At 67.3% G+C, this 12051-nt stretch carries 11 protein-coding genes; 3 read left to right on the top strand and 8 right to left on the bottom strand.

Annotated elements, in window-relative coordinates:
- Positions 1 to 96 precede the first annotated feature (96 nt).
- The 5 genes from ACOHX0_RS12915 to ACOHX0_RS12895 form a co-directional block, all read right to left on the bottom strand.
- Positions 97 to 618, bottom strand: coding sequence for a DUF3035 domain-containing protein (locus ACOHX0_RS12915; RefSeq protein ID WP_420677257.1), 522 nt, complete (start codon positions 616 to 618; stop codon positions 97 to 99).
- Between the two features lie 81 nt (positions 619 to 699).
- On the bottom strand, positions 700 to 1182 hold the full coding sequence (gene lspA, locus ACOHX0_RS12910) for a signal peptidase II (RefSeq protein WP_420677255.1): 483 nt from the start codon (positions 1180 to 1182) through the stop codon (positions 700 to 702).
- Positions 1183 to 1198: 16 nt separating this feature from the next.
- Entirely contained in the window at positions 1199 to 2788 is a 1590-nt protein-coding gene (gene purH, locus ACOHX0_RS12905; RefSeq protein WP_420677254.1) for a bifunctional phosphoribosylaminoimidazolecarboxamide formyltransferase/IMP cyclohydrolase, read from the bottom strand.
- A gap of 22 nt (positions 2789 to 2810) precedes the next feature.
- On the bottom strand, positions 2811 to 4553 hold the full coding sequence (locus ACOHX0_RS12900) for a heparinase II/III family protein (RefSeq protein WP_420677252.1): 1743 nt from the start codon (positions 4551 to 4553) through the stop codon (positions 2811 to 2813).
- A gap of 111 nt (positions 4554 to 4664) precedes the next feature.
- On the bottom strand, positions 4665 to 5921 hold the full coding sequence (locus tag ACOHX0_RS12895; protein WP_420677251.1) for an RsmB/NOP family class I SAM-dependent RNA methyltransferase: 1257 nt from the start codon (positions 5919 to 5921) through the stop codon (positions 4665 to 4667).
- An 86-nt stretch (positions 5922 to 6007) separates the two neighbouring features.
- Between ACOHX0_RS12895 and ACOHX0_RS12890 the strand changes: the two genes are divergently transcribed.
- Entirely contained in the window at positions 6008 to 6199 is a 192-nt protein-coding gene (locus tag ACOHX0_RS12890; RefSeq protein ID WP_420677250.1) for a DUF1674 domain-containing protein, read from the top strand.
- A gap of 151 nt (positions 6200 to 6350) precedes the next feature.
- Here the strand turns inward: ACOHX0_RS12890 and dapB are convergent, their stop codons facing one another.
- Entirely contained in the window at positions 6351 to 7160 is an 810-nt protein-coding gene (gene dapB / locus ACOHX0_RS12885; protein WP_420677249.1) for a 4-hydroxy-tetrahydrodipicolinate reductase, read from the bottom strand.
- 88 nt (positions 7161 to 7248) lie between these two features.
- On the opposite strand from dapB, the gene rbfA reads away from it, so the two are divergent.
- Positions 7249 to 7644, top strand: coding sequence for a 30S ribosome-binding factor RbfA (gene rbfA, locus ACOHX0_RS12880; RefSeq protein WP_420677247.1), 396 nt, complete (start codon positions 7249 to 7251; stop codon positions 7642 to 7644).
- Positions 7641 to 8396, top strand: coding sequence for a phosphodiester glycosidase family protein (locus tag ACOHX0_RS12875; protein ID WP_420677245.1), 756 nt, complete (start codon positions 7641 to 7643; stop codon positions 8394 to 8396). Before rbfA ends, ACOHX0_RS12875 begins: the two co-directional genes overlap by 4 nt.
- A 65-nt stretch (positions 8397 to 8461) precedes the next feature.
- Here ACOHX0_RS12875 and ACOHX0_RS12870 read toward each other — a convergent pair whose 3' ends face one another.
- The gene (locus ACOHX0_RS12870) at positions 8462 to 10912 is read right to left on the bottom strand and encodes a GcvT family protein (RefSeq protein WP_420677243.1); all 2451 of its coding nucleotides are present in this window, start codon (positions 10910 to 10912) and stop codon (positions 8462 to 8464) included.
- Between the two features lie 82 nt (positions 10913 to 10994).
- Positions 10995 to 12017: a GlxA family transcriptional regulator gene (locus ACOHX0_RS12865; protein WP_420677241.1), complete on the bottom strand. Its 1023-nt coding sequence runs from the start codon at positions 12015 to 12017 to the stop codon at positions 10995 to 10997.
- Positions 12018 to 12051 lie beyond the last annotated feature (34 nt).

Raw genomic sequence — 12051 nt, 5'->3', positions numbered from 1 at the left:
CGGCGGGCCGGGGACGGGCCGGAGGGCGGAAACGGTTTGGCGTCAACCTAACCTGCGGATCACGCTGCACAAGCCGGGCTGGCGCAGATGTGAAGCTCAGTCGCTGCCGGGCGGCGGCGCGGCCGGGGTCTCGATGCCGGCGCGGCGGAAGCGCTCGGTCTCGGCCTGGGCGTCCAGCGACTGGCGGCGGTAGAGCTGCTCGTAACGGTCGACCGGGAACAGCTTCAGCCGGGTGAGCACGCGGTTGCGCTTGCGGAACTCCGCGTCCTCGCTGGCGAGGGTCTCGCGCACGGCGGGCTGCACGCCATAGCGGCTGGCCGCGGTGACCAGGGCGCCGTCGCGCGCCGGAGCACTGCTGGCGGGCACCATCGCGGACGGGTTGCCGCCCAACGCAGCCACCGCATCGGCCTGCGGGTTGCGGTCGGTGATGTTGCTGCCGCCCGGTGTCGGCGGCGGCAGGCTGTTGTAGCTTGCGGGCGCGTCCAGCGGCTTGGCGGGCAGGATCAGGAACTCATCCGGCCCGGTGCCCGGCTTGCGCAGGTCGCGCAGCCCCTTTTGCGCGCAGCCCGAGGCCGCCAAGGCGCCGGCCAGAACAATCACACCAAACCGAATCCGCATTGCCCCATCACTCCTGCCTGCTGCCGGGCGTTCAGCCCGGGCCTGTCCCGGCACCGCTTCTACCGTATTTGCCGGAGAAGGTCACGCCGGCTTTTTAGTGCGCCCGTCAAACAGGATCAGCCCCGCCGCGCCGGCAAAAATGGCGATGTCGGCGACGTTGAAAACAAAAGGATTCACGATGCCGCAGCAGGACATGTTGAGGAAGTCCAGCACATAGCCGTAAAGCAGCCGGTCCGCCACATTGCCGAGCGCGCCGCCGATCACCAGACCGGCGGCAATCTGCAAGCCGCGGGCGGACTTGCGGCGGCGGATGATCCAGCCCGCAAGCACCGCGCAGATCACAATCGACAGGACGATCAGAATCCAGCGTGCCGCCTCGTCACCGCCGCCGAACAGGCCGAAGTTGATGCCTGTGTTCTCGCCATAGCGGAAGTTCAGAAGCGGCGGCAGCACGTCGATGCGATGGAGCCGGTCCAGCCCCATCGCGTGGACCACCAGATATTTGCTCGCCTGATCCGCCACAAAGGCGGCCAGGGCACTCCAGACCATCAAACGCGCTGCCATGAGTTAACTGCCCTGCCTAGTGGCGGAAGTGGCGCATGCCGGTGAAAACCATGGCCAGCCCTGCGTCGTTGGCCGCCTTGATCACCTCCTCGTCGCGCATCGACCCGCCCGGCTGGATCACGCAGGCGCCGCCCGCGGCGGCCGCTTCCAGCAGCCCGTCCGCGAAGGGGAAGAAGGCATCCGACGCCACCGCACAGCCTTTGGCAAGGCTCTCCTTGAGGCCCAGCTCGGCCGCCATGCGGCCGGCCTTGGCCGCGGCCACATTGGCGCTGTCGAGCCGGCTCATCTGGCCCGCGCCGACGCCAACGGTGGCACTGTCCTTCACATAGACGATGGCGTTGGATTTTACGTGCTTGGCGACCTTCCAGGCGAACAGAAGGTCCTGCATCTGGGCGTCAGATGGCGCCTTTTCGGTCACCACCTTGAGATCATCAATGCCGGCATGACCCACGTCCTTGTCCTGCACCAGCATGCCGCCGGCCACTTGCTTGTAGGCAGTGATCGGCTGGCGCGGGTCCGGCAGGCCATCGGTTAACAGCAGGCGCAGGTTCTTCTTGGCGGCGAAAATGCCCTTGGCCTCTTCCGACGCGCCAGGTGCAATTACGACTTCGGTGAAGATCTCGGTGATCTTAGCGGCGGTTTCCGCGTCAAGCGGCTGGTTCAGCGCCACGATGCCGCCAAAGGCGGAGGTGCGGTCGCAGTCGAACGCCTTCTGGTAGGCCTCGGCCAGGGTTGCGCCCTTGGCCACGCCGCAGGGGTTGGCGTGCTTGATGATGGCGACGGCGGCGCACTCAGCCGGATCGAACTCCGCCACCAGCTCATAGGCCGCGTCGGTGTCGTTGATGTTGTTGTAGCTGAGCTCCTTGCCCTGCAGCTGCAGCGCGGTGGCCACCCCCGGTCGGCCCGAGCCATCGGTGTAGAATGCCGCTTCCTGGTGGCTGTTCTCGCCATAGCGCAGGCTCTGCTTCAGCTCGCCCGCAAAGGCGCGGCGGCGCGGGGTCTTCTCCTCCAGCGCCGAGGCCATCCAGTTCGAGACCGCAGCGTCATAGGCGGCAGTCCGGGCATAGGCGTTCTGGGCCAGCCGCTGGCGGAAACCATAGGAAGTCTGGCCCTCGTTCTGGTCCAGCTCGGCCAGCAGCGCCTCGTAGTCCAGAACGTCGGTCACCACGTTCACGAAGGCATGGTTCTTGGCCGCGGCGCGGATCATCGCCGGACCGCCGATGTCGATGTTCTCGATCATCTCGTCATAGGCGGCCCCGCGCGCCAGCGCCGCCTCGAACGGGTAGAGGTTCACCACAAGCAGGTCGATGGCGCCGATGCCATGCTCATTCATCGCGGCCACGTGGGTTTCGTTATCGCGCAGCGCCAGCAGACCGCCATGCACCATCGGGTGCAGCGTCTTCACCCGGCCGTCCATCATCTCGGGGAAGCCGGTCACTTCGGCGACGTCCTTCACCTCGAGCCCCGCCTTGCGTAGCGCCTTGGCGGAACCGCCGGTCGACAAGAGTTCGACACCGCGCGCGGCCAGCGCCTTGCCCAGCTCTATGAGGCCGGTCTTGTCGGAAACGGAAAGCAGCGCACGGCGTACGGGGTGGAGGTCGGTCATGTCAGGGCGGTCCTTTGCAGGCTCAATCATAGGTCTCGGGGTCGTCCCGGTTCAGGTCTCGCACGGCAATCGCAGTCTCCTGCGTTTTGCTGAGCGTCCAGCGGACGCGCGTGGCATAACCGATGGCGCGCCCGGAGAGAACGATCTGCTTTGCCGCACGCGGCTTCAAGCGGGTCTGCTCCAGGTAGACGCCCGGCTCCAGCCGCATATCGCAGCTGCCGTCGTGGCGGAACACCCAGATCTCCCCGCTCTTGAGCGCCATGGATACTGCCGCGCCGCCCAAGTCAAGGGCTGCATCCACCTCCGGGTGCAGATGCAAGCGGATATCGAAGGCGGGACCGCCCTCGGGATTGGCACCCCGCACCCTGGCAAAACGCTGGCGTGCGGCGCCGTCCAGCGCCACCAGCATGTCCTCCGCCGCCAGCTTGCGCCCGTCGAAGGAAAGGTCCAGCTTGCGCGCATGGGTCAGGCCGAACTGCGCAGCATAGCCATCGTGCGCGGCCTCCAGGCGCAAGCCCTCGTGGCTGTCACTCAGCTCCAGCGGCACGTTTTGGGGGGGATCCACCAGCGCCTCGAAGCCGGTGCCGCGGGCAGGCGGCGCCAGCCGGGCGCTGGACTGTCCCTCAAGGCACAGTGTCGAATGCGACGGCGTGGAACGGCCTGCGCGGCGCCATTCGACTCCGAATGCCGCGCCGGAGCCGCAATTCACCACCAGCGGCCGCCGCCCGGAGGTGAGCTCGAACGCAAGCGTGGAGGCATGGCCGTTGCCCGAGGCCGCGCCCGCAGGCGGCGGCGCCGCATCCACGATCACCGAAGTGCGCCGCGCCGAGAGCCGCGCGAAGCCCATCGCCAGCCCGTCCGCCTGCCGCTCGGCCACGTGGCTGGCCGCCAGCGCATGATCGAGCCGCCCCTCCAGCCCGCGGCCGCCGCCGTGGAACCGCGCGAGGCCGCCGTCGCTGTGGCGCAGGGTGCGCAGGGTGGGCGCGATACGGGCAATGGCGGAGGCCTGCGCCTTGGGCAGGCTGCGCCCCGCCTCATGGAGGGCGGCGCAGACCCAGGTGAGCAGCATGAAGACGTCCAGCAGCTCCTCGGGATTGCGGGTCGGCAGGCCGCCTTCGCTGCCGATCTGGCTTGTGCATTCCGCCGCCAGCGCCTTGATCGCCGGATCGGCAAGATCCTCGCAGCCCTCCAGTGAGAGGCCCGCATAGACCAGACCGGCCAGCGCCTCAAACCGCGGCAGCCCGGGAGCCGCGCCCTGCCAGCGGCGCGACAGGAACCAGGCCTGCTGCGCGAGGGAGCGGAAGAAGGTATCGCTTTCGGGCTTTTCCGTGCCGCCGAGCAGGAACAGTGCGTGGTTGATCCAGCGGATCAGCCGGCGGCCGGTCAGGTCCGGCAGCCAGCCCGGCCCCGGCCCGCGGCCATGCTGGCCAATCCAGCCCCAGACCCATTTCTGCGCCTTCGCGCGCGCTGCCGGATCCCCCACCGCGGCCAGATCGTCAAGCCAGGCAAAGCCGTGCCGCTCGGCATCGAAGGCCGCGTCGGGGGCGGCGACTTCCCAAAGCCCGGTGTCGGTGGATTCGACAAGGTAGCCCGCAAACAGGAGGTTGCCCGCCACCAGCTGGCGGCCGCGGGCATAGCTGCCGATGGTGCGCGGCTCGGGCTGGGAGACAAAGCCGGTCGCGGCCGGCCGGCGGCGCGCGCGCCAGGCATAGAGCCGGTTCAAGAACCGGCTGCCGTGGGGCATCCTGTTGTCGGGTCTGGCCATGCTCGCTGCCTCACGCCTTGGGGCGTTTTGGCGGAAGCATAGCCCGGCGCGCGCGGCAAGTCACCGGGTTATGCCGACCGGACCGCGCTCCGGCGGGGGGCCGCCGCGGCGTCAGCCGTTCTTGTGCAAAAGCGCCATGTAGAACCCGTCCATGCCGCCGCGCTCCGGCCAGAAGTCGGGACGCAGGCGCAAGCCGCCCTCGGGCGTGATCCAGGTTTCTTCGATACCGGCCACGCGCAGCGCGTCCTTGCCGGCCTGCATGTCCGGAAACATCTCCAGCGCGTCCTCGATGTGGCATTCGCCCTCGTCCGGCAAGAGCGAGCAGGTGCAGAAAACCAGCCGCCCGCCGGGCTTCACCAGGCTCCAGGCATGGGCGAGCATCTGCGCCTGCAGCTCGATCAGGGCACCGAAGGCGCTGCCGTCCTTGGAGTGCGGCAGGTCCGGGTGGCGGCGGATGGTGCCGGTGGCGGAACAGGGCGCGTCCAGCAGCACGGCGTCATACTGGCCCTGCTGTTCCAGCGCATCCCCTGCCACCAGTGCGGCCTTCAGCCCGGTGCGGGCAAGGTTCTCCTCCAGCCGTGTGAGGCGCCCCTGCGAGATATCCACCGCGGTGACATCGGCGCCCGCGGCCGCCATCTGCAGCGTCTTGCCGCCGGGCGCGGCGCAGAGGTCGAGCACCGTTTCGCTTGGCTGCGCGTTTAACAGCCCCGCGGGCAGCGCCGCCGCTGCGTCCTGCACCCACCAGTCACCAGCGTGATAGCCCGGCAGCGCCGACACCTGCCCGGCATCCGTCAGCCGCACGGAGCCGGTCGGCAGCACCTCCCCGCCCAGCGCGGAGAGATCCGCGCCCGGCTTCACGGTCAGATCCAGCGGCGCGCCAGCGTAATGCGCGGCCTCCATCGCCAGCATCGCCTCCGCGCCCCAGGCCTGCACCAGCGGCTTTCGCAGCCAGTTCGGCAGGCGGGGGATGCGCAGCTTGGCCCATTCCGCGGGCCCCTCCTGCGCCACCTTGCGCAGAACCGCATTGACCAGCCCTTTGAGCTGCCCGTGATGGCGGTGCCTGGAGACAATCGCCACCAGCGCATTCACCACCCCATGCGCGGCGCCGCCCGCGCACAGCTCCACCGTGCCAAGGCGCAATGCGTTCAGCACCGGTAGCGGCGGGGTCTTCTTCAGGTGTTTCTTCAGGACGCGGTCAGCCCGTTCAAGGCTGCGCAGCGTGTCCGCCGCCAGCCGCTGCGCCCGCGCCCGGTCCTCCGGCGCCAGCTTCTCCAGCGCGCCGCCCGCGTAGCATTCCGCCAGCAGCCGGCCCTCGCCCAGCACCTGGTCGAGGAGGTAAAGCGCCGTGTGGCGGGCGTGATCGGTCATGGGGCTACTCCTTCAAGCGCGGCAGGCGCGGCTTGTTCCCGCCAGGCAAGCGCATATATCATGGCGCGAGCATAAAGGAACCCGTGATGAGCGACGAGACCGCCCCCGACCGCAAAGACCTGCCGCCCGCCGCGCGGCGCGCCCTGGCCGAAGCCGAGGCCCGCCGCAAGGCCGCCGAGGCGGAACAGCCCTTGCCCAAGGAGTTGGGCGGGCGCGACGGGCCAGACCCGGCGCGTTATGGCGACTGGGAAAAAAAGGGCATCGCCATAGACTTTTGAACGGTGATGAGGGGCGCTGCCCCCTCGCAGGCTTCGCCTGCTCACCCCCGGAGTACTTGAAGCAAGATGACAGAGCGGACACCCTCCCTGTCATCTTGCCGGAAAATACTCCCGCCGGAGGCAGCGGCCAGGGGCCGCTTTCCGGGAGGGTTCAGAGCCCCAGCACGTCCACCATGTCATATTCCCCCGGCGTCTTGCCCTGGCCCCAGAGCGCGGCCTTCAGCGCGCCGCGGGCAAAGATCGCGCGGTCGGTGGCGAGGTGGCGGAGAACGATGCGCTCACCCGCGGCGGCGAACAGCACGTCATGCTCGCCCACGATGTCGCCGCCGCGGATGGCAGCGAAGCCGATATCGCCGCGTTTGCGGGCGCCGGTGATGCCGTCGCGGCCCGAATCGCGCACGTCCTCCAGCCTGACGCCGCGGCCCTCGGCGGCCGCTTCGCCCAGCATCAGCGCGGTACCGGAGGGGGCATCCACCTTGTGGCGGTGATGCCCCTCGATCACTTCGATGTCGAAATCTTCGTCCAGCGCGGCGGCGACCTTCTTGGTCAGCTGAACCAGAAGGTTCACGCCGAGGCTCATGTTGCCCGCGCGGACGATCGCCGTCTTCTTGGCGGCGGGCGCCAGCCCGGCGATCTGTTCCGCGCTCATGCCGGTGGTGCCGATCACATGCACGGCGCCAGCCTTAGCCGCGAGCTTGGAGAAGGCGAGCGTCGCTTCCGGCGCGGTGAAGTCGATCACCGCCTGCGCGCCCGCAAAGGCCGCGGCGGCGTCATCGCTCACGGTGACGCCCACCGGCTGGCCGCCCATCATCTCGCCCGCGTCGCGGCCGACCCATTCGTGGCCCGGACGCTCCACCGCGCCCGCGAGCGTGGCCTTACCGCTCTCCAGCACCGTTTTCATCAGCATCTGCCCCATGCGCCCCGATGCGCCGGTGATCACGATCCCTGGTTTCTCCGTCATTGGCCCCGATCCTTTCCGCTAGCTTGATTTTGTCCTAGCCTGCCGGCGGGCGCTTGGCAAAGCCCCCGATCCGTCTTAGATCGGGGATATGGCAAAGAACAAATTCCACGAGGGCCCCGGCCCCTCCCAGCGTCAGCTTCGCGTCGGCGAACTGATCCGCCGCACCCTCTCCGAGGTGCTGGCGCGCGGCGATGTGCATGACCCCGACCTCAACCGCATGTCGATCACCGTGGGCGAGGTGCGCACTTCGCCCGACCTGAAGATCGCCACCGCCTTTGTGCTGCCGCTCGGCGGCAAGGGACAGGAGGATGTGCTGAAGCTTCTGGCCCGCAACAAGAGCGAGCTGCGCCGCATGGTCGGCAAGAAACTGGGGCTGAAGTTCACCCCCGATCTGCGCTTCCGCCTGGACGAAACCTTCGACCAGATGGACGACACCCGCCGGATGCTGAACCAGGACGCGGTGCGCCGCGATACCGAAGAGTGATCCGCAGGGCGGCTCTCCTGCTGGCCGCACTTTGGGCCGCGCCTTCGGCAGCCGGCGCGGTGGAGTGCAGCGACATCTCCTATGACGGCAACCGTTACTCGGTCTGCGAGGTGGATGCTGCACGCGAGGAGCTGCGCCTGTTCCTGCGCAATGGCGAGAACGATGTGTATGGCCATTTCTCCACCCTGGAGGAGGCGCTTGCGGCTGAAGGCAAGGAACTGGCCTTTGCGACCAATGCCGGCATGTACCATAGCGACCGCGCGCCCGTCGGCCTTTATGTTGAGGAAGGCGCGCAGGAGATGCGGCTCATAACCAATGCGGGGCCCGGCAACTTCGGCCTGCTGCCCAATGGCGTCTTCTGCATCCGCGAGGACCGCGCCGACGTGATCGAGACGCTGGCTTTCGAGAAGGCCACGCCAGAATGCAAATATGCCACCCAGTCCGGCCCGATGCTGGTGATTGGCGGCGAGCTGCATCCGCGCTTCCTGCCGGATTCGGACAGCTACTACGTGCGCAACGGCGTCGGCACCAGCGCCGATGGCCGCCGGGTGGTGTTTGCGATCTCACGCAATGCGGTGACCTTCCACCAGTTCGGCAGCCTGTTCCGCGACTACCTCAAGCTGCCCAGCGCGCTCTATTTCGACGGCAACATCTCGCGCCTGCATGCGCCGCAGCTGGGGCGCAGCGATGCGGGGTTCTCGATGGGGCCGGTGGCGGCCGTGGTGAAAAAGGCCGCGCCTGACGCCGACTGAGGTAATTTCCGTGGGTATATTCAGGGCGGGGCCAATTGGCGGCCCGGCCCGGTTGCTGTGTTTCCTCAGGCCTTCACCCGCTCCGACTTCGGATCATACATCGGCTTCAGCGAGGCTTCCGCCCGCACCTTCACGCCGCAGACGTCGATCTCGTAGGTTGAGCCGAGCACATCCGCCGCGCTTTCACCTTCGCAAGGAACGTAACCCATGCCGATGGCGGCGCCCAGCGTGTGGCCATAGTTGCCGGAGCTGAGGTAGCCCACGTATTTGCCGTCGCGCAGGATCGGCTCGTTGTGGAACAGGAGCGGCTCCGGATCGGTGAGCTTGAATTGCAGCATCCGGGTTTTCGGTCCGGTTTCCTTGCGTTCCAGCACTGCCGCCTTGCCGATGAAGTCGTCCTTGTCTGTCTTCACCGCAAAGCCGAGGCCGGCGTCGATCACATGATCCTCGCAAGTGATGTCGTGGCCGAAGTGGCGGAAGCCCTTTTCGATCCGGCAGCTGTCCATCATGTGCATGCCGCAGAGCTTCAGGCCCATGTCCCGGCCCGCCTCCCAGAGGGTCTCGAATGCATGGCCCGCCATGTCCGCGCTCACGTAAACTTCCCAGCCTAGCTCGCCCACGTAGGTCACCCGGTGAACGCGGGCGAGGCCCATGCCCAGCTCGATCTGTTGCGCCGTGCCGAAGGGGTTGGCTTCGTTGGAGAAATCATTGGGCGAGACCATCTGCAGCAGCTTGCGCGCGTTCGGCCCCATCACCGCCAGCACGCCTTCGCCCGCGGTCACGTCGGTGATCACCACGTTGAATTCACCCCTGTGCCGCAGCATCCAGGTCTGGTCGGCAAGCCGGGTGGCGGCGGGGGTGACCACGAGATAGGCGGTTTCAGACAGCCGGGTCACTGTCACGTCGGCCTCGATCCCGCCGCGGGGGTTGAGGAACTGGGTGTAGACGATCTTGCCCGCGGGCACCGAGAGATTCGCGCCGCAGATATGGTTCAGAAAGGCTTCGGCATCCGGGCCTTCGACGCGGATCTTGCCGAAGGAGGACATGTCGTACATGCCGACGTTTTCGCGCACGGCGCGGTGTTCGGCGGCGGAGTTCTCGAACCAGTTCTGGCGTTTCCAGCTGTACTGGTATTCGCGTTCCTGGCCTTCGTTTGCAAACCAGTTGGCGCGTTCCCAGCCGCCGATCTCGCCCATGACCGCGCCCTGCTCCAGCAGGTGGTGGTGGAACGGGGTGCGGCGCACGCCGCGGGCGGTGGCTTTCTGGCGGTAGGGGAAGTGGTCCGCGTAGAGCAGGCCCAGCGTCTCCTTGGAGCGCTCATAGAGGTAATGACGGTTGCCCTGGAACGGCTGCATGCGCGAGATGTCGACATCGCCGAGGTCGAAGGGCTTCTGGCCGTCTTCCATCCACTGCGCCAAAGCCATGCCGGCGCCGCCCGCGGACTGGATGCCGATCGAGTTGAAGCCTGCAGCGACCCAGAAGTTGTCCATCTCGGGCGCCAGGCCCAGGTGGTAGGCGTCGTCGGGGGTGAAGGACTCAGGGCCGTTGAAGAAGGTGTGGATGCCCGCCTCCGCAAGCATCGGCATGCGGTTACAGGCGGCTTCAAGGATGGGTTCGAAGTGGTCGAAATCCTCGGGCAGCTGGTCGAACTCGAAGCTGTCCGGGATGCCGGCCGTCGCCCAGGGCTTGGCGTTTGGCTCGAATGCGCCGAGCAGGATTTTGCCTGCGTCTTCCTTGTAGTAGGCGCATTCGTCCGGCACCCGCAGCACCGGCATCTGGGTGAGGCCCTTGATGCCCTCGGTCACAATGTAGAAATGCTCGCAGGCGTGCAGCGGCACGTTGACGCCTGCCATACGTCCCACTTCATGGCCCCACATGCCGGCGCAGTTCACCACCATGTCTGCCTGGATATGTCCCTGCGACTGGCCGTCGTCACTGACCCAATCCACACCGGTGACGCGGCGGCCTTCCTTGGCGATGCCGGTCACCTTGATGCGCTCCTTCACCAGCGCGCCGCGCTGGCGGGCGCCCTTGGCCAGGGCCAGCGCGATATTGGCCGGATCGCCCTGCCCGTCCTTGGGCAGCCAGACGCCGGCGGTCACGTCCTCGATATTGAGATGGGCGTATTTTTCCTTCACCTCCGCAGGTGAGATTTCCTCCACCTCAACGCCGAAGGCCCGCGCCATCGCTGCCTGGCGGAAGATCTCTTCCTTGCGCTCTTCGGTGAGGGCCACGGTGATCGACCCACAGCGCTTGAAGCCGGTGGCAACGCCGGTCTCCGCCTCCAGCGCGCCGTAGAGTTCCTGAGAGTATTTCGCCAGCTTGGTCATGTTGGCGGTGGCGCGCAGCTGCGCGATGAGTCCGGCGGCATGCCATGTGGTGCCGGATGTCAGCTGCTTGCGTTCCAGCAGAACCACGTCCTGCCAGCCCAGCTTGGTCAGGTGATAGGCCACCGAACAGCCGATCACACCGCCGCCGATGATGACCGCGCGGGCCTTTTCGGGAAGATCGCTCATCTCATCTCTCCAGAATCTCGATGGGGTCAGCCTGCCACGGAGAGGCGGCAGAAAATGCATCAAAAACGTCAGCCTTCCGGCGCTATTCCCCGGCTTGCAGGATTTCGTTCGGCAGCGGCCCGCCCAGCCGCCGCCGCTTGCGCAGCGTGAAGGGGGTGATGCCGAAGAAGCCCTTGTAAAGGCTCGAGAACCCATTTGGGAAACCGCAGGCGAGACCGATTTCACGGACGCTCATCGTGGTGTTCAGAAGCAGGTTGTTGGCGCGCGAAAGGCGCATTTCGCGGTAAAACCCGTTCGGCGTGGTGGCGAGGTAGGTCTTGAACTTGCGCTCCAGCGAGCGGTTGGAGATGCCAAGGGCGGCGACGATCCCGCGGATCGGCACCGGCTCCTCGATGTTGGCCTGCATGATGCGGATGCAATGATCGAGCTCGCTGTCGCCGGTGATGGTGGGCTTGGCGCCGGCAAAGGGCTGCAGGGAGCCGTAATCGCGCACCTGCTCGTGCAGAAGGATGTTGGCCACGGTCATCTGCGCCGCCGCGGAGGTGAGCTGGCCGACGAGGGCCAGCGCGATGTCGGTGGTCGCCCCCATGCCCGCGCAGGTCACGATCGGGCCGTCCTCGCAGGCCAGTGCGTGAGCCGCATCGGCCAGCCCCAGCCGCTCGCGCAGAAGCGCCGAGTTCTCCCAATGAGTGGTGCGCCGTCCGGCGCCGCTGCCCTGCTCGCTGATATAGCGCGCGGCGGCTTCGGCGAGCAGAAACACCTTGGCGCCGCGGCTGGTGTAGCTCTGGATCACCCGGGCGCAGGACAGCCCCGGGTGCGCCGGGTCGGAATTGCCGAGTACAAAGGCAAAATCTGCGTCCGGCCGGGAGACATAGGTTTCGCTCTCAATGCTCAGTCCCGCCCGGCAGCCTATCCGCCCGCCCGCGGCCGAACGCACAGTCCAGCGGAACGGTGGCTGCGCCAGCACCCGGTTGGCGATCCGGAACACCTCCAGGAGCGCCGAGATTTCGGTCAGCACGAAGCCTTCGCAGATCAGGATGTCGATGGACCAGACCCGGGCCGGGCCGTTGGCATCCTTTGGCTTGCGCGGTTCCGGCAGGGTCATGGCAGGCCTCTCCCACTCGCGGACCCGCACGGTG

It is taken from the genome of Cribrihabitans pelagius, from assembly GCF_048820915.1.
Lineage (GTDB): Bacteria > Pseudomonadota > Alphaproteobacteria > Rhodobacterales > Rhodobacteraceae > Cribrihabitans_A > Cribrihabitans_A pelagius.
Note: the sequence above shows the minus strand (reverse complement) of the source record. Positions and strands in the feature narration are given on the sequence as shown.